Below are 24,669 nucleotides of genomic sequence, written 5' to 3' on the forward strand. Positions count from 1 at the left end.
GGCCCCGCTTGCGGGGATCGGCCCAGCGAAGGCGGCTTGGGCGCCGACGGCACACGCGTAGCGCAGGCACGAACGCACGGAGGTGCCGCATGAAGACGCAGGGCGCGGCCGTGGCTGCGCCATTGCACTGGAGCGACACCTGGCTCGCCTGGCGCGACCGGCTGCTGGCCAGCCCGCGCTTTCGGCGCTGGGCCGAAGGCTTTCCCCCCGCGCGCTGGATCGCCCGCCGACGCGCGGGCCAGCTGTTCGATCTGCTGGCCGGCTTCGTCTACAGCCAGGTGCTGCTGGCCTGCGTGCGGCTGGGCCTGTTCGAGCGGCTGGGCCGCGATGGCCCGCAGAGCCTGGCGGCGCTGTCGGCCGTGCTGCCGCTGCCCGAGCCGGCGCTGGACCGGCTGCTGCAGGCCGCCTGCGCGCTGCGCCTGCTGGAGCGCCGGCGGCAAGGCCGCTACGGCCTGGGGCCGCTGGGCGCGCCGCTGGTGGGCAATGCCGGCCTGGCGGCCATGGTCGAGCACCACGAGGCGCTGTACCGCGACCTCGTCGATCCACTGGCGCTGCTGCGCGCAGCGCCGGGGCAGGGCGCGGGCGGCGCGCTGTCGGGCTTTTGGCCCTATGCCCGTGCGGCGGACCCGGCGGCGTTGGATGCGCAGCAGGTGGCCGGCTATTCGCAACTGATGGCCTCGTCCGTGCCCTGGGTGGCCGAGCAGCTGCTGCAGGCCTATCCCGTGCACCGCCACCAGCGGCTGCTGGACGTGGGCGGCGGCGAGGGGGCGCTGGCCGCCTGCCTGGCGCGTGCCGTGCCCGGGCTGCAGGTGCAGGTGTTCGACCTGTCCGAGGTGGCGCGGCGTGCCGAGGCGCGCTTCGCGCGCGAAGGCCTGGCCGGGCGCTGCAGCGCCAGCGGCGGCAACTTTCTGCGCGATGCGCTGCCGTCCGGTTTCGATGCCATCAGCCTGGTGCGCGTGCTGCACGACCACGACGACGCGGCCGTGCTGCGCCTGCTGGCTGCCGTGCGCGTGGCGCTGCCGGCCGGCGGCCGCCTGTTGATCGCCGAGCCGCTGGCCGACGCGCCGGGCGCACCGGCCATGGGCGCGGCCTATTTCGGCCTCTACCTCTGGGCCATGGGCAGCGGCCGGGCACGGACGGTGGCGCAGCTGCGCGATCTGCTGGAGCGCAGCGGCTTCACCGATGTGCAGGCGCGGCCCACGCCCATGCCGCTGCACAGCGGCGTGCTGGTGGCCACCACCGGCGTCTTGGCGACACCAAGTGTAAATTTGAATTGACATTGTGTTGTGTCTTCATAAGATGACTCCATGAACACCGGCCATTCCACCGCGCACCGCCAAGGAGCCATCACATGAACACCCAGGCCGTCGTGCTGGAGGCGCCCGAGCAACTGTGCGTGCGGCCCCTGCACCTGCCGGCCTTGCAGGGCGACGACGTGGTCGTCGAGGTGGAATGGAGCGGCATCAGCACCGGCACCGAGCGCCTGTTGTGGCGTGGCGAGATGCCGATGTTCCCGGGCATGGGCTACCCGCTGGTGCCCGGCTACGAAGCCGTGGGCCGCGTGCTGGAAGTCGGCAAGGAAGGCAGCCGCCGCGTCGGCCAGCGCGTCTTCGTGCCCGGCGCGCGCTGCTACGGCGACGTGCGCGGCCTGTTCGGCGCGTCTGCCTCGCGGCTGGTGGTGCCGGGCGCCAAGGCGCTCCCGGTGGCCGAGCACCTGGGCCCGCAGGCCGTGCTGCTGGCGCTGGCCGCCACGGCCTACCACGCAGTGGCAGATGGCGGCCGCGGCGACCCGCACACGCCGCCGGATCTGATCGTGGGCCACGGCGTGCTGGGCCGCCTGCTGGCGCGCCTGAACATGGCGGCCGGCTACACCGACTTCCGCGTCTGGGAAACCAACCCGCAGCGCAGCCAGGGTGCCCTGGGCTACGAGGTGCTGCACCCCGAGGCCGACACCCGGCGCGACTACCGCGCCATCTACGACGTGAGCGGCGACGCCGGCCTGCTCGACACGCTGGTCGCCCGCCTGGCCCCTGGCGGCGAGGTGGTGCTGGCCGGGTTCTACGCCAAGCCGCTCTCGCTGAACTTCGCGCCGGCCTTCATGCGCGAGGCCCGCATCCGCGTGGCCGCCGAATGGAAGCCGGCCGACCTGGCCGCCGTGAACCTGCTGCTGGACGACGGGCGCCTGTCGCTCGACGGCCTGATCACCCACACCGAACCGGCTGCACTGGCGCGCGAGGCCTACGGCCAGGCGTTCGGCGATGCGGCCTGCCTGAAGATGGTCCTGGACTGGAGAGCCCACCAATGAACGACGCACGGCCGCCCGAAGGCGTTCAGCACCGCAGTGCGCAGCACGGAGGTACTCGATGAACACCGCCACGATTCCCGCCGAGGCGACGGTTCGCTTCCAGTCCCGCACGGACATCCTGCGCGCCGAGGCGGCCATCGAGCCCGACCCCGTGCCGAGTGCGGCCACCAGCCCCGCCGCCAAGACCACGCAGATCATCGCGATCTACGGCAAGGGCGGCATTGGCAAGAGCTTCACGCTGGCCAACCTGAGCTACATGATGGCCCAGCAGGGCAAGAAGGTGCTCTTGATCGGCTGCGACCCCAAGAGCGACACGACCAGCCTGCTGTTCGGCGGCAAGGCCTGCCCCACCATCATCGAGACCAGTTCGAAGAAGAAGCTGGCCGGCGAGGCGGTCGCCATCGGCGACGTCTGCTTCAAGCGCGACGGCGTCTACGCCATGGAGCTCGGCGGCCCCGAGGTCGGCCGCGGCTGCGGCGGGCGCGGCATCATCCACGGCTTCGAGACGCTGGAGAAGCTGGGCTTCCACGACTGGGGCTTCGACTTCGTGCTGCTCGACTTCCTGGGCGACGTGGTCTGCGGCGGCTTCGGCCTGCCGATCGCGCGCGACATGTGCCAGAAGGTCATCGTCGTGGCCAGCAACGACCTGCAGTCGCTCTACGTGGCCAACAACGTGTGCTCGGCAGTCGAGTACTTCCGCAAGCTCGGCGGCAATGTGGGCGTGGCCGGCATGGTGATCAACCGCGACGACGGCACCGGCGAGGCCAAGCAGTTCGCAGGCGCCGCCGGCATTCCGGTGCTGGCAACCATCCCCGCCAACGAAGACATCCGCCGCAAGAGCGCCAGCTACGAAATCATCGGCCGGCCCGGCACGCAGTGGGCGCCGCTGTTCGAAGAGTTGGCGATCAACGTGGCCGAGGCGCCGCCAGTGCGCCCCAAGCCGCAGACCCAGGACCAGCTGCTGGGCCTCTTCAGCGCCGAGGTGACGGGCCGCGACTTCAAGATGGAGCCGGCCACGCTGTTCGACATGGTCGGCAAGACCGACATCGCGAAGCCCACGCTCGAAGTCGTCTACGACGCGGCTTGATCACGAAAGCCCTCATGTCCAGTTGCCACGCGACCCCCGAGCAGGCCCAGGCCCTGGCCTCGGCCATGCCGGAGGCCACGCAGCAGACGCTGGCGACCTACGCCGCGGACTACCCCAAGGGCCCGCACGACCAGCCGCAGAGCATGTGCCCGGCCTTCGGCGCGCTGCGGGTCGGGCTGCGCATGAAGCGCACGGCCACCATCCTGAGCGGCTCGGCCTGCTGCGTGTACGGCCTGACCTTCACCTCGCATTTCTACGGCGCGCGGCGCAGCGTGGGTTACGTGCCCTTCAACAGCGAATCGCTGGTCACCGGCAAGCTGTTCGAGGACATCCGCGAAGCGGTGCACGCGCAGGCCGATCCCGACAAGCTCGACGCGCTGGTCGTCATCAACCTCTGCGTGCCCTCGGCCAGCGGCGTGCCGCTGCAGCTGCTGCCCAAGGCCATCCGCGGCGTGCGCATCATCGGTGTCGACGTGCCCGGCTTCGGCGTGCCGACGCATGCGGAAGCCAAGGACGTGCTGGCCGGCGCGATGCTGAAGTACGCCCGCGCCGAGGCCGAGACCGGCCCCGTCTCCGCCCCGCGCGGCTGGCGCGAGCAGGGCCTGGACAGCGCCAAGACCGTGAGCCTGCTGGGCGAGCTGTTCCCGGCCGATCCGATGGTGATCGGCATGCTGCTGGCGCCGCTGGGCCTGAAGGTCGGCCCCACGGTGCCCACGCGCGAATGGCGCGAGCTGTACGCGGCGCTGGACTGCACGGTGGCCGCCGCCATCCACCCCTTCTACACGGCGAGCGTGCGCGAGCTGCAGGCCGCCGGTCGGCCCGTGGTCGCATCCGCGCCCGTCGGTGCCGAAGGCACGGCCGCCTGGCTGCGCGCCGTCGGCGAAGCGGCCGAGGTGCCCACGGCGCAGGTCGAGGCGGCGATCGCCGGCATCGTGCCCGCCATCCGCGGCGCGCTGGCCAGGTCGCCGATCAACGCCAAGGTCACGGTCAGTGGCTACGAGGGTTCCGAGCTGCTGGTCGCGCGATTGCTGATCGAGAGCGGCGCCACCGTGCCCTACGTCGGCACCGCCTGCCCGCGCACGCCCTGGTCCGAGCCGGACCGCCTCTGGCTGGAAGCACGCGGCGTGGAGATCCAGTACCGCGCCTCGCTGGAGCAGGACCTGGCCGCCGTCGAGCGCCACCGCCCGAACCTGGCCATCGGCACCACGCCCCTGGTGCAGGCCTGCAAGGAACGTGCGATCCCCTCGCTGTACTTCACCAACCTGATCTCCGCCCGCCCGCTGATGGGCCCGGCCGGTGCCGGCTCGCTGGCCCAGGTGGTCAACGGCGCCATCGCCAACCAGGTGCGCTTCGACACCATGCGCGAATTCTTCGGCGAGACCGGCAAGGGCGACCGCGCCGGCATCTGGAGCGAGACGCCCATCCTGCGCCCCGAGTTCCGCGCCGAGACCAAGCGGCAAGTGATCAAGATCATGAAGCGCCGCAAGGCCGAGGAGATGGTGTGAGCTTCGTCCTCGACCACGACCGTGCCGGCGGCTACTGGGGCGCCGTCTACGTCTTCACCGCCATCAAGGGCCTGCAGGTCATCATCGACGGCCCGGTCGGTTGCGAGAACCTGCCCGTCACCTCGGTGCTGCACTACACCGACGCGCTGCCGCCGCACGAACTGCCCATCGTCGTCACGGGCCTGGCCGAAGAACAACTGGGCCGCGAAGGCACCGAGGGCGCCATGAAGCGTGCCCATGCCGTGCTGGACCCCGACCTGCCGTCGGTGGTCGTCACCGGTTCCATCGCCGAGATGATCGGCGGCGGCGTCACGCCCGAGGGCACGACGATCGCGCGCTTTTTGCCGCGCACCATCGACGAAGACCAGTGGCAGTGCGCCAACCGCGCCATCTACTGGCTGTGGAGCGAGCATGGCCTGCGCAAGGTGCCGGCGCGCAAGCCGTTCGCCGAGCGCCCGGCCGGCGAGAAGCCGCGCGTCAACCTCATCGGCCCGAGCTACGGCGTGTTCAACAGCGCCAGCGACGTGCACGAGATCCGCCGCCTGGTCGAAGGCATCGGCGCCGAGATCAACATGGTGTTCCCGCTCGGCAGCCACGTGGCCGATGTGGCGAACCTGGTGGAGGCCGACGTCAACGTCTGCCTGTACCGCGAATTCGGCCGCATGCTGTGCGAGGCGCTGGACCGGCCCTACCTGCAGGCGCCCATCGGGCTGCACAGCACCACCGCCTTCCTGCGCGAACTCGGGCGGCTGCTGCACCTGGACCCGGAACCCTTCATCGAGCGCGAGAAGCACACCACCATCAAGCCGATCTGGGACCTGTGGCGCTCGGTCACGCAGGACTTCTTCGCCACCGCCTCCTTCGGCATCGTGGCCAGCGAGACCTACAGCCGCGGCGTGCGCCACTTCCTCGAGGACGAGCTGGGCCTGCCCTGCCAGTTCGCCGTGGCCCGCAAGCCCGGCGACAAGACCGACAACGCCGCCGTGCGCGACCTGATCAAGGCCAAGGCGCCGCTGGTGATGTTCGGCAGCGTCAACGAACGCATGTACCTGGCCGAGGCCGCGACGCATGGGCCGATGCGGCCCAGCTTCATCGCCGCGAGTTTTCCCGGCGCCATCATCCGGCGCGCCACGGGCACGCCCTTCATGGGCTATGCCGGCGCCACCTGGCTGGTGCAGGAGGTGTGCAACGCGCTGTTCGATGCGCTGTTCCACATCCTGCCGCTGGGCACCGACATGGACCGTGTCGACCCGACGCCGGCCCGCGCGCTGCCCGAACTGGTCTGGAGCATTGACGCGCGCGAGCTGCTCGACGAGTTGCTGGAAGCCCAGCCCGTGCTGGTGCGCATCTCCGCGGCCAAGCGCCTGCGCGACCAGGCCGAGGCGCGCGCCCGCGAGGCCGGCAGCGCCGCGGTCCATCCCGAACACCTGGAAGGGCAGGCACGACAGATCGTCACCGCCGCGCTGGGAGCACTCGCATGACCTGCGCAGCGCGTGCTCCACGCCCCCTGATGACGCCTGCAGGCCTGCCGCCTGGGTGTGCCTTGCCGCGCGGGAGCTGCGCGGTGCTGGCCGAGAGGCCAAAGTTGAGGAGTGATCCAAATGGCTGAAGACAGGAGAGGCTCGTTGTCCGGGCTGACCGAAGGAGAGGCCAGGGAATTCCACGGCATCTTCATGGGCAGTTTCATGGGGTTCACGGCGATTGCCGTGGTGGCCCATGTGCTCGTGTGGATGTGGCGGCCCTGGCTCTGAGCTGAAGTAACCGACGCGCCAGGAGACATGCCATGCATGACAACGCCGCCATTTCAACGGCAGCCCTTGTGCTGCGGAACAAGGGCTATGGAGTCCTGTTCCTGCTCAGCATCGTGTTCCTGCTGCTGGTAGCACTCGTCGGCCAGGTCCTGTTCTTGAACTGGCGCGACTGGTTTCCCGGCGCAGAGAGCGAGACATCGTTGTTCAAGAGTGTGCGGGCGGGGGTTTACACCTTCATGTCGCACCTCAATTAGGAGAAACAAGCATGTGGAAAATCTGGTTGTTGTTCGATCCACGGCGCGCGCTGGTGGCCCTTGCGGCCTTCCTGTTCGTGCTGGCGCTGATCATCCATTTCATCTTGCTGAGCACCAACAAGTTCAACTGGCTCGACGGTCCCCGCACCGCCGTGGTCAGCCAGAACTCGGCCATGCCGGCAGCGGCGCCGGCCGCGGCACCGACGAAATAGCGCCGATGGAGGCGGGCCGGCGCTGCCGGCGCGTCTTCCCGGCGCATCCCCACCCGGGCCCCACGTCAAGCGGGCGCCCTTCTCATTCTGGTCCCCGGAGGTGGCTGCCATGGCCATGCTGAACTTCGAGCGCAAGTACCGCGTACGCGGAGGTACGCTGCTGGGAGGCGATCTGTTCGACTTCTGGGTCGGCCCCTTCTATGTCGGCTTCTTCGGCATCACCACCGCGTTCTTCTCGCTGGTGGGAACGCTGCTCATCGTCTGGGGCGCCTCGCAGGGGCCGACCTGGAACCTCTGGCAGATCAACATCGCGCCGCCCGACCTCAGCTACGGCCTGAGCCTGGCGCCGCTCATGCAGGGCGGGCTGTGGCAGATCGTCACCTTCTGCGCGGTCGGCGCCTTCGTGAGCTGGGCGCTGCGCGAGGTGGAGATCTGCAAGAAGCTGGGCATCGGCTACCACGTGCCCGTGGCCTTCGGCTTCGCCATCCTGGCCTACGTCACGCTGGTGGTGGTCCGCCCGCTGCTGATGGGCGCCTGGGGGCACGGCTTCCCGTACGGGATCATGAGCCACCTGGACTGGGTGTCCAACACCGGCTACCAGTACCTGCACTTCCACTACAACCCGGCGCACATGCTGGCGGTGAGCTTCTTCTTCGCCACCACCTTCGCGCTGTCGCTGCACGGGGCGCTGGTGCTGTCGGCCACCAACCCGGGCAAGGGCGAGGTGGTCAAGACCGCCGAGCACGAGAACACCTTCTTCCGCGATGCCATCGGCTACTCCATCGGCACGCTGGGCATCCACCGCCTGGGCCTGTTCCTGGCGCTGTCGGCCTCCTTCTGGAGCGCCATCTGCATCGTCATCAGCGGGCCGTTCTGGACCAAGGGCTGGCCCGAATGGTGGGGCTGGTGGCTGCGGTTGCCGGTGTGGAATTGAGAAGGATGCGCCATGGCTGAATACCAGAACCTCTTCACCAGCGTGCAGGTCGCCGCGCCTTCTTACCCGGGCGTCTCGCTCGGCCGCAAGGACGGTGAGCGCGTCGGCAAGCCGACCCACATGCACCTGCTGGGCCGCCTGGGCGATGCGCAGATCGGGCCCATCTACCTGGGCTACCTGGGCCTGCTGTCGCTGCTGTGCGGCTTCATCGCCATCGAGATCATCGGGCTGAACATGCTGGCCTCGGTGAACTGGGACCCGATCCAGTTCGTGCGCCAGCTGCCCTGGCTGGCGCTGGAGCCGCCGCCGCCAGGCTACGGCCTGCACCTGCCGCCGCTCAACGAAGGCGGCTGGTGGCTGATGGCGGGGCTGTTCCTCACCAGCTCCATCCTGCTGTGGTGGGTGCGCATGTACCGCCGCGCCCGCAAGCTGGGCATGGGCACGCACGTGGCCTGGGCCTTCGCCGCGGCGATCTGGCTGTACCTGGTGCTGGGCTTCATCCGCCCGCTGCTGATGGGCAGCTGGGGCGAGGCGGTGCCCTTCGGCATCTTCCCGCACCTGGACTGGACGGCCGCGTTCTCGCTGCGCTATGGCAACCTGTTCTACAACCCCTTCCACATGCTCAGCATCGCGTTCCTGTACGGCAGCACGTTGCTGTTCGCGATGCACGGCGCCACCATCCTGGCGGTGAGCCGCTTCGGCGGCGAGCGCGAGATCGAGCAGATCACCGACCGCGGCACGGCCAGCGAGCGCGCCGCGCTGTTCTGGCGCTGGACCATGGGCTTCAACGCCACGATGGAGTCCATCCACCGCTGGGCCTGGTGGTTCGCGGTGCTGTGCCCGCTGACGGGGGGCATCGGCATCCTGCTCACCGGCACGGTGGTGGACAACTGGTTCCTGTGGGCTGTCAAGCACGGCGTGGCGCCCCACTATGCGCCGGTGTTCGCACCGGTGGTCGACCCGCTGATCGGAGGTGTGCGATGAATCGCCGGCTGCCCCTGCGCCGCTGTGCGGCCGTGATCGCTGCCGCACTGGCGCTCGTCGCCTGCGAGAAGCCCCCGCCGGAAAGCGTGCAGCGCGGCCCGCGCGGCACGGGCATGGTGCAGGTCTACAACCCTGCCACGCTGGCCGCGCAGGCGCCGAACAACGTGGCGCCCGAGCCCTTGCCGCCCGCATCGCCCGACGGTCCCAAGGCCGGGCAGGTCTACCAGAACGTCAAGGTGCTGGGCCACCTGAGCGTGGCCGAGTTCGCCCGCACCATGACGGCGATGACCAACTGGGTCGCGCCCGGGCAGGGCTGCGTGGCCTGCCACAACCCGACCAACTTCGCCGACGACTCGCTCTACACCAAGGTCGTGTCGCGCCGCATGCTGCTCATGACGCAGAAGATCAACGAGCAGTGGAAGCCGCACGTGGGCAACACCGGCGTGACCTGCTTCACCTGCCACCGCGGGCAGAACGTGCCGGCCGAGGTGTGGTTCCAGCCGCTGCAGGAGCCGCGGGCCAACACCTTCGCGGGCAACAAGGCCGGGCAGAACAAGCCGGTTGAGACGGTCGGGCTCAGCTCGCTGCCTTTCGACCCGCTCACGCCGTTCCTGCTGGAGGACCACAACATCCGCGTGGCCGGCACCACGGCACTGCCCGCAGGCAACAAGCAGTCGGTCAAGCAGACCGAGTGGACCTATGGGCTGATGATGCACATGAGCAAGTCGCTCGGCGTGAACTGCACCCAGTGCCACAACACGCGCAGCTTCTCCAGCTGGGACGGCGAGGCCTCGCCCCCGCGCCTGACGGCATACCACGGCATCCGCATGACGCGTGCGCTGAACAACGAGTTCCTGGTGCCGCTGACGAAGGACTTCCCGGTCAACCGCCTGGGGCCCGGCGGCGACGTCGCCAAGGTCAACTGCGCCACCTGCCACCAGGGCGCGCACAAGCCGCTCTATGGCACAGAGATGGCCAAGCACTATCCCGAGCTGTTGACGACCACCCCCGGCCCGGCCACCCCTGGCACGGCCACGACCGGGCAGGTGACGGCAGACGAGGTGCAGCTGCTCGCGCCGATGAGGCAGGGCACCGTCGCAGCAGCCGGCGCGAAGTGAGCCGGCAGCCTGCGGGCTGCCGGCCTGTCGAGATCAGGCGCGCCGGCGGCGGGTCGCGCCGGCAAGGCCGGCGATCCCGGCCATCACCAGGGCCCAGGTGCCCGGCTCGGGAACCTCTGCGGCGGAACTGACGTTGAAGCCCGAGATGTCGAGCGTGGAGACGAGGTCGGTGGAATTCACGTCCAGGATGCCGAACGCCAGCGAGTGGTCGCCGGCCCCGAACGTGTGGCTGAACTGCCCATTGACGGCCGTGAGGGCCACGTCGGCCAGGGATTCGAACAGGCTGCCGTCGATCACGACGAAGGCGCGGTCGATGTAATCCGCGTCGAACAGGGCGGTGCTCAGCGACCAGGCGAAGCTGATGGTGGTGCTGGCCAGCGCGCTGAAGCTCAGCTGCAGCCCGGATCCTTCGATGGTGTCTGCCGGCAACACGCCGCCCGCCAGCTTCAGCGCCGGCTCCAGCTCGTAGAACAGCAGGGCGCTGGACGCACCCGAGGGTTGCTCGCCAGATTCGGCGGCGGCGGTCGTGATGCGGGCCGAGGTGCCCGAGGCCACGGTCACGTCGCCGGCCTGGGTCCACTGCGCCAGGTTGGCGGTGACGGGTGCCGCCGCTGCGTGGCCGGCCCACAGGCTGGCGGCCAGTGTGCCGAGGAGGAGATGCTTGATCATGGTGGTGTTCCGGGTCGGGTTCATTGCACGCCGAGATCGCGGCTGGGCACGATGCTGGCGGGGTTCACGTTCTGCAGCGTGGCGAGCGTACGGGCCGCGACGGGGCCGGCGCTGCCATCGGTGTCGATCTGCAGCAGGGTGTCGGCGCCGGAGGCCACGAGCTTGACCACGCCGAAGCCGAAGGCGTCGCGGCCCGCGCCGATCGACGCCAGCAGCGCGCCCAGGTCGATGCGGTCCTTGCCCGGCACGAAGTCGGTGATGACGTCGCCGAGGTCGCGCAGCGACTGGTACACGAACACGTTGCTGCCGCCACCGCCGGTGAGCTGGTCGGGGCCCGCGCCGCCGATGATCACGTCGTTGCCGGCCGTGCCGACGATCACGTCCCGGCCCGCCGTGCCCTGGATGGTCTTCGCGTAGTTCAGGCCGATGACCACCGGATCGTGGTCCGAGGAGCGGTAGGGCGAGACCTGGTAGGGGTCGGCCGGGCAGCTGGCGCCGTTGCAGGCCTGCGGTGCCTTGAACTCCAGGTTGTAGTCCGCGAGCGCCGTCTCGTCGGCATTGATGTGCCAGATCGCAGCGCGGTTCACGCGGGCCGACAGGGTGCCGCTGGCAATCGCATGGTCGAGCCGGCCCGCCGCGCCGTCGAACACATACGAGTAGCCCGAGGCGTCGAAGCGGCCGATCTGGTCGACGAAGCCGCTGCCGGTCAGCTGGACGATCGGGTCTTCCTGGGCATAGGCATTGAAGTCGCCGATCAGCAGGGCATCGTTGCTGCCCGCCGCGGCCTGGCGCTGCGCCACGAACATCCCGAGGCGCCGGGCCTGCTGCACGCGCTGCGCGTTCCAGCAGCCCTGGCCGTCGCCGGTGTCGGTGTTGCCGGCGGCGTCGGCATCGCCAGCGGCCGGGCAGCTGCTCTTGGACTTCAGGTGGTTGACGAACAGTGTGAAGCGCTCGCCGCCGGGCAGGCTGAAGGTCTGGGCCAGCGTCGGCCGGTTGTTGACGGGGTCGGCATCGCTGACCGCCGGACCGACCGCCGTCAGCCTGGCGGGCTTGTAGATCACCGCGACGCGGATGGCATCGGTGCCCGTGCCTTCGGCCGGCACGGACGTGGTGCGGTAGGTGTTGGCGCCCATCCTGGCGTTGAGCGCATCCGCCAGGTTCTGCGCGGCGACGTTGCCGTTGTTCTGGATCTCCATGAGGCCCAGCGCGTCGGCATCGATCGCGGCCATGGCCTCGACGATCTTGGCGCGCTGGCGCTGGAACTCCTCGATGTTGCCCGCACCGCGGCAGTTGGACGCGCTGACCGCGCTGCCCAGCGTGCAGCCCTGGCCGGTCTGGCCCGTGGCGGTCGCGCCGTTGGTGAACGTGGTGAAGTAGTTCAGCACGTTGAAGCTGGCCACCTTGATGGTGCCGCCCACGTCCTGCGGTGCGGCGGTGCGCGGGTTGGCGATGGCGAATGTGGGCGCAACCGTCGGATGGACCTTGTAGTCACCGAAGCCGGTGTTGCTGTTGGTCGCCAGGCCGTAGTCGATCACGCCGGTGATGGCACCCGTGAGGTCGCCTGCGCGCGGCAGGGCGTCGGCACCGAGGTAGGGCGTTGGGTTCGGGTTCTGCAGGCTGCTGCCGTCGTCCAGGATGATGCGGCGGCGCGCGTTCTCGTCGGCCAGCGCGTTGGCCTGCGGGCCCGGCCGGAAGCGGTTGGTCGGCGTCTCGATCCGGCCGCCGACGGCCAGCGTCAACTGGCCGTAGCGGCCCTGGAAGTAGTTCTGCTGTACGGTGAACGGGCCGGTCAGCGTGACCAGCATGCCCTCGTAGCGTTCCAGGTCGCCGTCCACGCTCTCGGGCAGGTTCACGACGGTCGGCGCGATGGCGAAGCCGCTGTTCAGGAAGTTCACGGCGCCCACGCCGCTCAGCTGGGTCACGGTGCGGGCCAGCGTGTCGGCGTTGCTGGCAGCGCCCGTGTTGAACTCGGCCACGTTGGCCGTCACCTCGACCAGGTTGCCGACAGCGGCCGCCGGGAAGGCGGCCTGGTTCGTGAACACGAAGATGCCGTCGGAGGTCAGCGGGTTGTTGTCGCCCGCCTGGTCCTGCATGAAGAAGCCGTTGTTCATCAGCTTGGTGACGACGCCGCGCGTGCGCACCAGCCGGCCGACCAGCGGGCTCTTGGCGCCGTTGCCCTGGATCTCGTAGATGGCCGCGGCGAGCGGCTGCGCCGGCCCGGTGTCGCCGCTGCACACGAGGGCGGCCGTGGCGCTGCTGCGCGGCGCCGGCGCGGCGATGGAGAAGTCGCTGCCGTTGTTGCCGGTGTCGGTGCAGCCGCCCGCGTTGCGCAGGGCCGCGGTGGTGTTGGAAAGGGATGGCGTGGGGCTGCCTTCGGTCGGTGTCGCGCTGCCGAAGCTCACGATGTCCACCAGCGCGCCGCCGGCCGGCGCGGTGCCCGACAGCGCGTTCGCGTTGCTGACCAGCGCGACCTTGCCGTTGGTGCCCGACATCATGATCGTGCCGCTCACGTCGCCGGGCACTTCCACCGTGCCACCGCTGCCCGCGGCCTGGTTGATGAGCAGGTAACGGCCGGGCTGCAGCGCCGTGCCGGCCGGGATCGGCGTGACTTGCCACGAGCTGCCGGCTGCCGATGTGTATTGGACCGACCAGCCGCCGATGTCGGCGGGCGCGCTGCCGTTGTTGAACACCTCGATGAAGTCGTTCTTCAGCGTGGCACCGGAGTTGCCCCCGCCGCCGTAGACCTGGCTGATCACCACCGCAGCGCCGGCAGGCGCAGCCAGCGCCAGCAGGCCGAGCGGAAGTGCAATGGAGAGCGCAGCCGGCAGCCGGCGCAGGGGCGAAGTCTTGGGCATGTCGATGTTCCCGAGGGACCGGGTTGCAGGGTGGGGCCGTCGAAGGCCGATCCGCCCGCATGCTAGGAGCGGTGCATGAACACCGGATGACATCGGCGTGCTGCGCAAACCGGGAACCCCGGCGGCCCGCCCTGCCGGCGGAGCAGATCCCGGGCGCCGTGCAGCGAGGACCCAGCCTAATGCGCGGCTGGCAGCCAGCGCGCCAGCGTCGCGGCCAAGGCCTCCAGCGTCACGGGTTTGGTCAGGTAGGCGGACATGCCCGCTTCGATGCACCGGGCCTCGTCGGCCGACCCGGCATTGGCCGTGAGCGCCACGATGGGCACGGCGCCACCGCGCTCTTGCGGCAGCTGCCGGATGGCGACGGTCGCCTGGAATCCATCCATCACCGGCATCTGGCAGTCCATCAGGATCGCATCGAACGGCTGCGCTGCGAGCATGTCGAGTGCGGCCGCGCCGTTGACGGCCAGTGCGTTCTTCACGCCGAGCATGTCGAGCATGGCCGCCACCACGCACTGGTTCACGGGGTTGTCCTCGACCACCAGCACATGGCCGCGCAAGCTGCTCACCGGCTGCTTCGCCGGCTTGCGCTCGTCGCTCGGGCGGTGCATGCCTTCGCGCGCACGCTTGACGGCACGCCGCACATCGGCCCGGCGCAAGGGTTTGGCGAACTGGCAGGCGATCTGCAGTTGGCGGTAGTGCGCGAGCTCTGCTGGCGACTGTCCGCCGCCCATCAGCACCACCTGGCACGCTCCCAGCGCGGGCCGGCTGCGGATCTCGGCAGCGAGCGCCATGCCGCCCATGCCCGGCATCCGCGCATCCACGAAGACGAGGTCGACGACACGGGCCTGTGCGGCAGCCTCGTCCAGCGCCTGCAGTGCCTGGGCGCCGCCATCGGCACCGGTCGCCACGACGTGGAGCGCCTGCAAGCGCGCGATCAGCACCTGGCGGCTGGTCGCGTTGTCGTCGACGACGAGCGCAGCGAGCCCCTGGCCTGGCCGGTCGGGCGCGCCCGGCGCGGCATCCGCAGCGCCAGCGGCAGGCACCTGCGGCAGCGCCAGATCCACAACGAACCGGGCGCCTTGTCCGGGGCTGCTCACGACGGTGAGCTGGCCCCCCATCCGCTCGGTCAGCTTGCGGCTGATCGGCAGCCCCAGGCCGGTGCCGCCGAATTGCCGCGTGGTGGAACTGTCCGCCTGCGAGAAGAGTTCGAAGATGCGGGCGTGTGCCTCGGGTGCGATGCCGATGCCCGTGTCGCTGACCGCGATCAGCACGCGCGCCGCGCGGTTGCCGGATGCGAACACGGTGGCGTGGAGTTCCACGTGGCCGGTTTCCGTGAACTTGACGGCATTGCCGATCAGGTTGACGAGGATCTGCCGCAGCCGCAGCGGGTCGCCATGCAGGCGGGTCTCTCCATCCTGCGGCGTGAACCGGCCCACCAGCTCGAGCCCCTTGGCCTGGGCAGGTTGAGCGAACATGGTCAGCGCTTCCTCCAGGACGTCGCCCAGGACGAAGTCCACTGTCTCCAGGTCCAGTTGGCCGGCCTCGATCTTGGAGACGTCCAGGACGTCGTTGATCACCCCCAGCAGGTGGCGGCCGGACATCAACGCCGTCTCGGCCCAGCTGCGCTGCTGCGGCAGCAGCTCGCTGCCCATCAACAGCTCGGTCATGCCCAGCACCCCGTTCATCGGCGTCCGGATCTCGTGGCTCATGGCGGCGAGGAACTCGCTTTTCGTCTTGGCGAGAAACTCCGCGGCCCGGCGCGCATCCTCCAGCGCCGTGCGCATGGCGAACTCCTTGCGAAGCGCGTATTCACGCCACCAGCCGATGCCCGCCGGCAGGATGAACAGCGTGGCGACGTGGTACGACCAGTACGCGAACTCGCCGGGGGAATGGCCCAGGTCCACCCCCAGCGCGCCGATGAACAGAAGCAGGATCAGGCAGCCCGACCAGAGCGCCAGGCGGAACTGCAGCCCCAGGATGACGAAGCAATAGAACTCGAGGAACGTGAAGTTGAGGATGCCCACCCAGCTCTTGAGGCCTGCGCCGCCCTGCCGGTCGATCAAGGACAGCAGCCAGAACAGCGCGACGCTCAAGGCGACGATGAAGCCCGCGATGACGGGCTGCCAATGCTTTCGGGCCACCGGCATGCACGTATATGCCAGGCCGGCCAGGACGATGGGCACGGCCACCTGCAGGCGCAGCAGGTTGGCGCTGGCGGCGGGCGCAGCAAGGTGGTCCACCGCAAAGTCGCCGATGATGAGCAAGAGCCCCAGCACCAGGCTGGCTTGCGCGTACCGGAAGTAGAACCTGACGTAGTGCTCGACGAAGCGCCGCTCGTACGCTGGCGACGAGAACGACAGCAGCAGCCGCAGCGGCATGCCCGTGTCGGCGGAGCCGGGCAGCGGATGACCCGCCGATGCCGGCTGCGCGGATGGCGGGTTCACTTCAAGGGCGGCATCCGATCCGGGCACCTGGGCCGGACCAGCTCGCAGTGGGGACATGGGGCACTTCCGCGCAGCATCACGGTCGCGGGACCGGGTGCACTGACATGAGCTGCGGGTCCGTCAGGCATGGCGCGGATTGTCGGCAGCCGCGAGGCCGCGATGGTGGAGAAACTGTGACGGCCCGCGGGCACGCCACCGCTGTCCGGACCGCGAGGCTTGGCCTGCGCACCCGGCTGGTCGCAGGTGCACCGCGTGGCGGCGCGGCTGGAGGCCGCGGGGCATCGTCGTCGACCTGGGCGACTACACCGACTACCTGATCCAGCCGGCCGGCCGGGCGGAGCGCGCGCCGATGCAGCAGTTCAGCGAGTGGTTGCTGGGGGAGTTCGGCACGCAGCCATGTGGGGCACGAAGGCGTGCAGGAAGACGTCTTCTCGCACTGACGGCTGCCTGCATCTCTGGCGCCGATTCATGGGGGCATCATGCATGTCATCGATCGGCCCCAGCAGCGCCCTGCGGCACGCGCTCGAGTCGTGCGGTGTCGTAGCCCATCGCCGCGACCTGCCGGACCATCGCATCGTAGTCGGCCTGCGGCAGCGTCGGCGTGCGCGCCATGATCCACACATGGTCGCGTTTTTCGCGCGCCACGATCACGCGGCTGTAGTCCGGCGCCAGCCATGCGATGCGGTAGTCGGCCCGGATCGGCCAGATGAACTGCACGCCCCAGGTGGCGTTGTCGCCGTTCTCGACGAACCCGCGTGAGCCCAGGGCTTGCTCGGAGCCGCCCGCGCCTCGGCGGTAGCGGAAGTCGATGTCCACGCTGCCGTCCGGACGCAGCGTGTAGTGTTCTGTTGCATCGACCACTCCGCGTTCGAGGAAGGTTGGAATGCTGCTGATCACATACCACCGGCCCATGTAGTGCGGCAGGTCGACAGCGCTGGCTTGGGGCAGGGGCGGTGCGGGCGGGCGCTGGGCCATGCTGCTGCAGGCGACCAGTGCCGCGCCGGATGCTGCGGCGCCCAGCAACAGCGCGAGGGTGCGTGGTTTCATCGGAATGCCTTCGATGCGAAAGCACCCATGCTTTCAAGGCGACCGCACCCTGTGATTCGGCGCCCATGCCGTCTGCAGGTCAGCCGGCGCGCTGCGGGTGCGCTCCTACGCCTTGCGCCAGCGTGCCCGCCCCGAGCACGCCGCCATCCTCCAGCTCCGCGATCTGCTGCGCCGAGTACCCCGGGCCGCCACCTGGGGGTGCTGCCCCACATCGGCATAGCTGGCCACCCGCGCGCACAGGATGGCTCTGCGGATCGCGATCGCCTCGGCCGCTGCCTCCCGACGCGCGCAAAGCTCCACGACTCCCGCATGCATCGGCTCTCAACCCAATCCCGACCTGGATCAAGACTTGTCCATCCTGGACTTCAGGAACTCCTCGAGAAAGCTCACGCAGACGCGCACCTTGGCGGATGTGTTCAGGCGCGAGGGATACACGGCCCAGACGTTCGCTTCCTGGGTGTACTCGGGCAGGATGTGCACGAGCTTGCCTTCCTGGATCAGCGGTCCAACATCCCATGTCGAGCGCAGCGCAACGCCGCGCCCGTCCACCGCCCACTGAACGACCATCTCCCCGTTGTTGGACGACAGGGGCCCGCGCACCTTGATGGTCTCCTCCTGCTTGCCATGCCGCAGGCGCCACACGCCGAAGGGGTGGTCTCGCTCCTTGATGATGAGGCAGTCGTGCATCGCGAGGTCCGCCAGCGTTCTGGGCGTACCGCGCCTCTTGAGGTAGGAGGGCGCTGCGCAGAGAACTCGGTGGTTCGAGGCCAGCCGTTTCGCGATGAGGTGCGGGGCGATCTCGTCGCCAACACGCACGTCGAGATCGAATCCTTCGGTCGCGACATCGACCAGCCGGTCGAACACCTCGAAGCGGACCTGCAGCAGCGGGTACTTGGCCAATAGCTCTGACAAGGCTGGTGCGACAACGCGGCGGCCGAAGCCGAAGCTGCTGCACACGCGCAGCGAGCCTCGGGGCACCTTGCGCGTCACGCCGATCTCCTCGATGAGGTGGTCGACGTCGTCGAGGATCTTCAACGCCCAGTGGTAGACCCGCTCGCCTTCTTCGGTGACGACCACGCGCCGCGTCGTGCGATGGAAGAGCTTGGTGTTGAGGATGGTCTCGAGGATGCGAACCCGCTTGGTCACATAGGCCGGCGAGACACCCAGCTCTTCCGCAGCGCCGGAGAAGCTCGACTTGCGCACCACGGCGCTGAAGACGCGCAGGTCCTCGGGGAGAGGGTCATTGTTCACGAAGTGTGCAAAACGAGTTCACATTCATGGTGATTGTAGAAGGGCATGGCACTCCTACCATGCGCGTGGTCCAAGAAGTCGCAACGAGGAGGAAAGGAATGGGATCCCCATTGAAAATTGCAGTCATCCCGGGAGATGGCATCGGCAAGGAGGTCATGCCGCAAGGCGTGCAGGTCGTGGAAGCCGCAGCCAAGCGCTTTGGCATCGACATCCATTTCAACCACATCGAGTGGGCCAGCTGCGACTACTTCGCGCAGACCGGCGCGATGATGCCCGGCGACTGGAAACAGAGGCTTGGCGGCCACGACGCGCTCTACTTCGGCGCCGTTGGGTGGCCCGACACGGTCCCCGACCATGTCTCGCTCTGGGGCTCGCTGCTCAAATTCCGACGCGAGTTCGACCAGTACGTGAACCTGCGGCCCGTGCGGCTCTTCGAGGGTGTCCCTTGCCCACTGGCAGGCCGCAAACCCGGCGACATCGACTTCTACGTCGTGCGGGAGAACACCGAAGGCGAGTACACCAACCTGGGTGGCCGGATGTTCGAAGGCACAGACCGCGAGGTCGTGATCCAGGAGTCGGTGTTCTCGCGCCACGGGACCGACCGGGTGCTTCGCTACGCCTACGAGCTTGCGCAGTCGCGCCAGCGCAAGCAGCTCACGGTGGCGACCAAGAGCAATGGCATCGCCATCAGCATGCCCTGGTGGGATGAGCGCGCCGATGCCGTCGGCAAGGACTTCCCCGAGGTCAAGGTCGACAAGCAGCACATCGACATCCTGAGCGCGCGCTTCGTGCTGCAGCCCCAGCGCTTTGATGTCGTGGTCGCGTCCAACCTGTTCGGCGACATCCTCTCCGACCTCGGCCCGGCTTGCACGGGAACCATCGGCCTGGCGCCCTCGGCGAACCTCAATCCCGACAGGAAATTTCCCTCGCTGTTCGAGCCCGTCCATGGTTCTGCGCCCGACATCTACGGCAAGGGGATCGCCAACCCCATCGCCATGATCTGGTCCGGCGCACTGATGCTCCAGTTCCTCGGCCACCACGCGGCGCACGACGCCATCGTCCGTGCCATCGAACACACCTTGAAGGAGGGCCCTCGCACAAGCGACCTGGGAGGCACTGCAAGCACTGTGGAGGTCGGCGCCGCCATCGCGCGCCATGTCCTCGATTCATCGTCGTAGTCCACGACAGATTTTCACTACATCAAGCAACCATCTTGAATGACTAAGTCAAACCGCTTCAGCGAGGTCGTTGCGCCAAGGCGACTTGGTGCGTGCGATGGCGTTCAAGATGATCAGCAGCTTGTGCATGCAGGCGACCAGCGCGACCTTCTTGGCCTTGCCTGCCGCAATCAGCTTGGCATAGAAGGCCTTGAGCACGGGATTGAATCGCGTACCGACCAATGCAGCCACGTACAGCACGCGGCGCACGTCGGCGCGCCCGCCGAAGATGTGGCGCTGCCCGCGCAAGGTGCCCGAATCGCGATTGATGGGCGCCAAGCCCACCAGCGAGGTGATTTGCTTGCGGTTGAGCTTGCCCAGCTCGGGCAACTGGGCCAGCAGCGTGCTGGCCGTAGTGGGGCCTACGCCCTTGACCGAGGTCAGCAAGGCCGCCAGATCGGCGTGGTGGGCCAGGACATGCTCCTTGAGCTGCCCGTCCACGTCGTTCAGTTGCTCGGCAATGGCGTCCATGATGCGCAGGATGCTGGGNGGATTGATCACCGACACGCGCAAGCCTGCCGCGGACAAGGCAAGCGCCAGGTCTTGCTCGTAGCCGCCCGTGGCCTCCAGCAGCACCAGACGCGGCGCCAGCGGCACCAGCAGCTGGCACAGCTCGGCATGACCGGCTTCATCGTTGCCAAGGCTCAAGGTTTGTGCCTCACCAGTGGCGGCCACCTCGAAGGTGCTCTTGGCCACGTCGATACCTACGTAAACGGGTTCACTCATAMAAGTCCTGTGGCTCCCAGCCTTATGAATACGAAATGTGTTCGGTCAACCATTCGGGATGCGGCAGAACAAAGAGACCACCACCGTGCGCCCTTGGCTTGTGTTCGAGCTCGGGCTCGCAGGAGACACAGGCTGCGCGGCGGTGAGTCAACCAGTTCAGCARTCAAGGCTGGCAACAACGCCCTGACCACTGAAGTTTGAATGATCTGAAAGATATAAGGAGACCCTATGAGCAAGAAAGAACGCTCGCAAGGCGCGCGCCTGCGCGCACGCCTTGCCAAGATCGCGGCCGCATCGACCGTCGCCCTCGCTTCGTTCGGCGCGAACGCGCAGGCAGCTGCCGGCATCCCGACAGGTGGTCCGACCTCGGCGGCGGCGACCGTCAAGGCACGGCAGCACATGTTCGGCTTCGAGAACGTCAACCCGGCGAACGGAGAGGTGCGCAGGGACCGCGTCATCTTCGCCTGGCTCACCACCACCACCTTTGCGGTGGCCGCCAACGGCAAGGTGTTCCTGCTCGACGGCTACATCGACGATGACCAGGTGGTGGCGGCGCCCGCGCGCAAGCGCACCCCGACCGGCCTGCAGGAACTCGTGGACCTGAACCCGGCCTGGATCTTCATCGGGCATGGCCACAGCGACCATACGGCTTACATCGCCAACATCGCCTACCGCACCGGCGCGACCGTCTTCGGCGCACAGGAGCATTGCGACGGCATGCAGGTCGATGCCGGCCGCCAGTTTGGCACAGGCGCCACGGTCAGTTGCAAGGCAGTGCTTGCCGCGGGTGTGCCCATCGGCACCACCAACATGAATCTGCCGGACCTCAAGCCGGCGCTGTGCCTCAACGTCATGCGCCACCTGCACGGCGCTGCGACGCCCGCAGACACCAGCATTCCGTTCAATGGCATCGGCTTTCGTGACGGCGAAGATCCGCGCGAGTTCGAACTCTGGGGAACCGGTCCGCTCGCGTACCCCCGCGTGACTGCGTCCGGCGGCGGCGGCAGCCTGTCCGTCCTGTACCAGTTCACGGTGCCCGGTCCGCGCGCGTTCTCCTTCTCTGTCTACGACAGCGTCGGGCCGTACAAGGAGCTCGCCCCCGAGCTCATTCCCGCACTCAACGCATGGCCGGCCACGGACGTCCTGGTCGGCGCCGTCAGTGGCGCCAACAACCCTACCAATGGCATGCGCGACGCGGCCATCTACATCCGAGACATCCAGCCCAAGGTGTTCATCCCGAGCCACCACGATGAATCGCAACGTCGCCGCGGCGCGGCGGGCAACTCCGGTGAATGGTGGAAGCGCAACCTGCTGACCTCGATGACCAACATCGGCATCCCGGCCGCGCAGCAGCCGGAAGTGCGCTGGCTCAACGACCCGTACGACTACATCCGCCCCTCGCTGTTGACGTTTGACCCGGCATCGCCGCGCTGGGCCAAGACGGGTGCGCGCACCAACGCCGCCTGCAGCTGAAAACACTCAAGTACGGAGACACCATGAATCAATTTTCGAAGTTCCCTCTGCGCCCGCTGCATCTGGCACTCGTTGGCGCCGGCGTGGCAATGGCCATCGTCGCCTGCGGCGGCAGTGGTGGCGACGACGCGCCTGCGGAGCCCGCCGGCCCCACGCCTCCGGCAGCACCGGCACTGGCTGAACAAATCGCAGCGCGCACGCACTACTTCGGCGCCGAGAACGTCGATGCCACGACCGGCGAAGTGCGCAAGGACCTCGTCATCATGTCCTGGGCATCGAACACCACGTACGCGGCCGCCATCAACGGCAAGGTGGTTCTGCTGGATGCGTCCTTGCTGCGCCGCGAGCAAGCGCCCGGCCGCACGCCCACGACGCTGCCGGAAATGGTCGCGCTGATGCCGTCCTACATCGTGCTTGGCAAGGCGGCACCGGGCTACGCAGACCTGGCGGCGAACATTGCCTTCCGGACCGGCGCGACCGTCGTGGGCGCGGCGGAGCATTGCGATGTCGTGGAGGCGGATGCCAGGCGCCAGCAAAGCTGGACCGGCAGCGCCAAGCTGCTCAAGTGCACCGTGGTGGTTCCCAAGGACCAGGCTGTCGGCCTCTCGGTGAACACGCTCTCGCTGCCGGACCTGCAGGCCTGCGTTCGCGCCGTGAAGCACACGGATGCGGCGGTGACCGTGGCCGACCCGACATTGCCGGCCGCTGCGTTCGACTGGAGCCTTTACAGCGACCCGCGCGATGCCGCGTGGTGGCCCGTCGGCACGGCGGCAACCGATGGCATCACGACGACCGGCGCAGCGACAGGGCCGTCTGTGCTGTACCACCTGACGCTCGGCAGCGGCCAGAGCTTCGGCATGCTGTGGAACGACCGGGTGGGCTCGCTGAAGGAGAACTCGCCGGCCGCTGCAACCCTTGTGCGTTCGCTGCCGAAGACCGATGTGCACATCGGCTCCGTCGATGTCGGGAACGCGAGCTCGAACGGTCTGCGCGATGCGGCTCTGTACATCCAGGCCGCGCAGCCCAAGATCTTCTTCCCGGCTGGACACGATGCTGCTTCGCAACGTGCCGGTGCCTTCAACACGGGCGAGCTGATGAAGCGCGCACTGGAAGAGGCCATCGACAACGTCGGCATCGTCAACCCACCGGAGCTGCGCGTCAACTTCGACCCGACCGACTACGTGAAGCCGCACTACATGACCTTCGACCCCGCTGCCGCTGGCTGGCAACAGGCGGGCGACAAGGCTTCCGCTACGGCCTGCAACTGAACTTCGCCACCGAGAGACAGCCATGAAAATAAAAGCAATCCTGACCGTGATGTGCGCAGTCGCAACCGCGGCGGTGATGCCCACGACCGCGAGCGCGCAAGCCTTCCCCACCAAGCCCGTCACGCTGGTGATTCCGTTCGCCGCTGGCGGCCCGACTGACTTGCTGGGCCGCGCCCTTGCGCAGTCCATGGCCGCGGCCCTCGGCACCTCGGTCATCGTCGAGAACCGCACGGGCGCCGGGGGCACGGTGGCCGGTGGTGTCGTGGCACGGGCCCAGGCCGATGGCCACACGCTGCTGCTGCACCACATCGGCATGTCGACGGCCCCGGGCCTGTACCGCAAGCTCGCCTTCGACCCGATGAAGGACTTCGAGCACATCGGGCAGGTTGCCGATGTGCCGATGACGGTCATCGGTCGTCCTGGACTGCCTGCCAAGACCCCGCAGGAACTCATCGCCTGGATGCAGAAGGAGAAGCAGACGGCCAATCTGGCGCATGCCGGCCTGGGCGCCGCCTCGCAGCTGTGCGGCATGTTGCTCCAACAGTCCATCGGTGCGCAAAGCACCACCGTCCCGTTCCAGGGAACGGCACCTGCGCTGACGGCGCTCCTAGGCGGCCAGGTCGACGTGATGTGCGACCAGACCACGCAGACCATCCCCCACATCAAGGGCGGCAAGGTCCAGCTGTACGCCGTCACGACGCCCGAGCGCCTCAAGCCGCTGCCCGACACGCTGACGCTGCGCGAGGCCGGGCTGAAGAACTTCGAGGTCGTGGTCTGGCATGGCCTGTATGCCCCGAAGGGCACGCCGGCCCCGGTGCTCGCGGCGCTCAACACGGCGTTGCGCAAGTCGCTAAAAGACCCTGCGCTCGTCAAGCGGCTGGACGAAGTCGGCGTGCAGGTGGTTGCAGAGAACCTGCAGACGCCTGACGGTCTTCGCAACCATCTCAAGTCGGAAATCGACCGTTGGGGCGCGCTCATCCGGCAAGCCGGCACGTACGCCGATTGAGTCCGCTACGTGATGCGTTCTCGTACCTACATGGTGCTCGCGGTGGCAACGCTGGGGCATGTGCTCTTCACCGCGCCTTTGGCAGCAACGGCGTGCGGCGTCTGGCCACCCAAGCACGGCGGGCAGATGAACTACGAAGGTGGCGAAGTCGCAGTCGAGCTGGTCGGCCATGGCCGGCAGGTGAGCCTGTACCTGGAGGACCACGGGGTGCCCATTCCAGCGGGGCAGGTGAAGGGGACGCTGGCTGTCAAGCGCGGCGCGACAGGATGGACTGCTCCCGTCAAGGCTGCCGGCGACAACCGGGTCACCGTCCAATTGCCTCGCGCTCTCGCCAAGGGCGATGAGATCGTTGCCGACCTGGCCTTCGCCAACGGGAGCATCACGCAAGGTCGCTTCGTCTACGGCGAAGAGGTGCAGATGCGGACCCAGTTTGGCGCCGGCCGAGCGAACGCCCTTCCAGGCTTCGCGCCACGACCGGCAACCATGTCCCAGTGATCCCCACCCCGTCGCGGCGCAGCCCAGTGCTGCGCCGCGCAGGCCATACTTCGGCAGAGTGACTCCAC

At 68.4% G+C, this 24,669-nt stretch carries 22 protein-coding genes and 1 pseudogene; 16 read left to right on the forward strand and 7 right to left on the reverse strand.

All coding sequences use genetic code 11. The annotated features are described in order from the left end of the window. Positions 1-89 precede the first annotated feature (89 nt). From ASF44_RS27980 to pufC, 11 genes are all read left to right on the forward strand, one after another. Positions 90-1,277, forward strand: a complete 1,188-nt coding sequence (locus tag ASF44_RS27980; RefSeq protein ID WP_056902546.1) for a methyltransferase — start codon at positions 90-92, stop codon at positions 1,275-1,277. A gap of 74 nt (positions 1,278-1,351) precedes the next feature. Beyond that, positions 1,352-2,305, forward strand: a complete 954-nt coding sequence (bchC, locus tag ASF44_RS27985) for a chlorophyll synthesis pathway protein BchC (protein ID WP_056902547.1) — start codon at positions 1,352-1,354, stop codon at positions 2,303-2,305. 58 nt (positions 2,306-2,363) lie between these two features. Beyond that, complete coding sequence (locus tag ASF44_RS27990) at positions 2,364-3,392, forward strand: chlorophyllide a reductase iron protein subunit X (RefSeq protein WP_056902548.1); 1,029 nt, start codon at positions 2,364-2,366, stop codon at positions 3,390-3,392. Between the two features lie 14 nt (positions 3,393-3,406). Next, positions 3,407-4,897, forward strand: a complete 1,491-nt coding sequence (gene bchY / locus ASF44_RS27995) for a chlorophyllide a reductase subunit Y (protein ID WP_082525094.1) — start codon at positions 3,407-3,409, stop codon at positions 4,895-4,897. Beyond that, entirely contained in the window at positions 4,894-6,378 is a 1,485-nt protein-coding gene (gene bchZ / locus ASF44_RS28000; RefSeq protein ID WP_056902550.1) for a chlorophyllide a reductase subunit Z, read from the forward strand. The genes bchY and bchZ overlap by 4 nt, the downstream gene beginning before the upstream one ends. 120 nt (positions 6,379-6,498) lie before the next feature. Beyond that, positions 6,499-6,648: a light-harvesting antenna LH1, beta subunit gene (gene pufB / locus ASF44_RS28005; protein ID WP_056902551.1), complete on the forward strand. Its 150-nt coding sequence runs from the start codon at positions 6,499-6,501 to the stop codon at positions 6,646-6,648. Positions 6,649-6,680: 32 nt separating this feature from the next. Continuing rightward, the gene (locus tag ASF44_RS28010) at positions 6,681-6,902 is read left to right on the forward strand and encodes a hypothetical protein (protein WP_056902552.1); all 222 of its coding nucleotides are present in this window, start codon (positions 6,681-6,683) and stop codon (positions 6,900-6,902) included. An 11-nt stretch (positions 6,903-6,913) separates the two neighbouring features. Then, on the forward strand, positions 6,914-7,114 hold the full coding sequence (pufA, locus tag ASF44_RS28015; RefSeq protein WP_056902553.1) for a light-harvesting antenna LH1, alpha subunit: 201 nt from the start codon (positions 6,914-6,916) through the stop codon (positions 7,112-7,114). A gap of 109 nt (positions 7,115-7,223) precedes the next feature. After that, positions 7,224-8,048, forward strand: a complete 825-nt coding sequence (gene pufL, locus ASF44_RS28020; RefSeq protein ID WP_056902554.1) for a photosynthetic reaction center subunit L — start codon at positions 7,224-7,226, stop codon at positions 8,046-8,048. A 12-nt stretch (positions 8,049-8,060) separates the two neighbouring features. Then, positions 8,061-9,032 carry a photosynthetic reaction center subunit M gene (pufM, locus tag ASF44_RS28025; protein WP_056902555.1) on the forward strand — a complete coding sequence of 324 codons (972 nt, stop codon included), beginning with the start codon at positions 8,061-8,063 and terminating at the stop codon, positions 9,030-9,032. Beyond that, a complete protein-coding gene (pufC, locus tag ASF44_RS28030; RefSeq protein WP_082525095.1) occupies positions 9,029-10,150 on the forward strand; it encodes a photosynthetic reaction center cytochrome PufC in 1,122 nt (373 codons plus the stop codon). The genes pufM and pufC overlap by 4 nt, the downstream gene beginning before the upstream one ends. Before the next feature lie 33 nt (positions 10,151-10,183). Here the strand turns inward: pufC and ASF44_RS28035 are convergent, their stop codons facing one another. The 5 genes from ASF44_RS28035 to ASF44_RS28055 all read right to left on the reverse strand — a co-directional run bounded on the left by ASF44_RS28035 (position 10,184) and on the right by ASF44_RS28055 (position 18,416). Next, the gene (locus tag ASF44_RS28035; protein ID WP_056902556.1) at positions 10,184-10,819 is read right to left on the reverse strand and encodes a PEP-CTERM sorting domain-containing protein; all 636 of its coding nucleotides are present in this window, start codon (positions 10,817-10,819) and stop codon (positions 10,184-10,186) included. A gap of 20 nt (positions 10,820-10,839) precedes the next feature. Beyond that, the gene (locus ASF44_RS28040) at positions 10,840-13,674 is read right to left on the reverse strand and encodes an ExeM/NucH family extracellular endonuclease (RefSeq protein ID WP_082525097.1); all 2,835 of its coding nucleotides are present in this window, start codon (positions 13,672-13,674) and stop codon (positions 10,840-10,842) included. 176 nt (positions 13,675-13,850) lie between these two features. After that, positions 13,851-16,175, reverse strand: a complete 2,325-nt coding sequence (locus ASF44_RS28045) for a response regulator (RefSeq protein WP_082525098.1) — start codon at positions 16,173-16,175, stop codon at positions 13,851-13,853. 429 nt (positions 16,176-16,604) lie between these two features. Further along, positions 16,605-17,165: a lipocalin family protein gene (locus ASF44_RS28050; protein ID WP_056902558.1), complete on the reverse strand. Its 561-nt coding sequence runs from the start codon at positions 17,163-17,165 to the stop codon at positions 16,605-16,607. 342 nt (positions 17,166-17,507) lie between these two features. After that, positions 17,508-18,416: a LysR substrate-binding domain-containing protein gene (locus ASF44_RS28055; protein WP_056902559.1), complete on the reverse strand. Its 909-nt coding sequence runs from the start codon at positions 18,414-18,416 to the stop codon at positions 17,508-17,510. A gap of 98 nt (positions 18,417-18,514) precedes the next feature. Between ASF44_RS28055 and ASF44_RS28060 the strand changes: the two genes are divergently transcribed. Continuing rightward, positions 18,515-19,594, forward strand: coding sequence for a tartrate dehydrogenase (locus ASF44_RS28060; RefSeq protein ID WP_056902560.1), 1,080 nt, complete (start codon positions 18,515-18,517; stop codon positions 19,592-19,594). A 48-nt stretch (positions 19,595-19,642) separates the two neighbouring features. Here the strand turns inward: ASF44_RS28060 and ASF44_RS28065 are convergent. Next, a partial coding sequence (locus tag ASF44_RS28065; protein ID WP_235579378.1) for a transposase occupies positions 19,643-20,122 on the reverse strand: 480 nt, incomplete at its 5' end. A gap of 1 nt (position 20,123) precedes the next feature. Beyond that, a pseudogene (locus ASF44_RS33020) lies at positions 20,124-20,359 on the reverse strand (transposase); the annotation flags it as partial. Between the two features lie 228 nt (positions 20,360-20,587). Between ASF44_RS33020 and ASF44_RS28070 the strand changes: the two are divergent. The 4 genes from ASF44_RS28070 to ASF44_RS28085 all read left to right on the forward strand — a co-directional run bounded on the left by ASF44_RS28070 (position 20,588) and on the right by ASF44_RS28085 (position 24,601). Continuing rightward, positions 20,588-21,832, forward strand: a complete 1,245-nt coding sequence (locus ASF44_RS28070) for an MBL fold metallo-hydrolase (RefSeq protein WP_056902562.1) — start codon at positions 20,588-20,590, stop codon at positions 21,830-21,832. An 89-nt stretch (positions 21,833-21,921) separates the two neighbouring features. Further along, entirely contained in the window at positions 21,922-23,100 is a 1,179-nt protein-coding gene (locus tag ASF44_RS28075) for a hypothetical protein (RefSeq protein WP_056902563.1), read from the forward strand. Positions 23,101-23,122: 22 nt separating this feature from the next. Continuing rightward, positions 23,123-24,106 (forward strand): tripartite tricarboxylate transporter substrate-binding protein, encoded by a 984-nt coding sequence (locus ASF44_RS28080; protein ID WP_056902564.1) that lies wholly within the window; start codon positions 23,123-23,125, stop codon positions 24,104-24,106. A gap of 12 nt (positions 24,107-24,118) precedes the next feature. Further along, complete coding sequence (locus ASF44_RS28085) at positions 24,119-24,601, forward strand: hypothetical protein (protein WP_156374739.1); 483 nt, start codon at positions 24,119-24,121, stop codon at positions 24,599-24,601. The last annotated feature ends 68 nt before the right edge of the window (positions 24,602-24,669 follow it).

Origin of the sequence: Pseudorhodoferax sp. Leaf274, from assembly GCF_001422445.1 — a bacterium.
Taxonomy (GTDB): domain Bacteria; phylum Pseudomonadota; class Gammaproteobacteria; order Burkholderiales; family Burkholderiaceae_C; genus Pseudorhodoferax.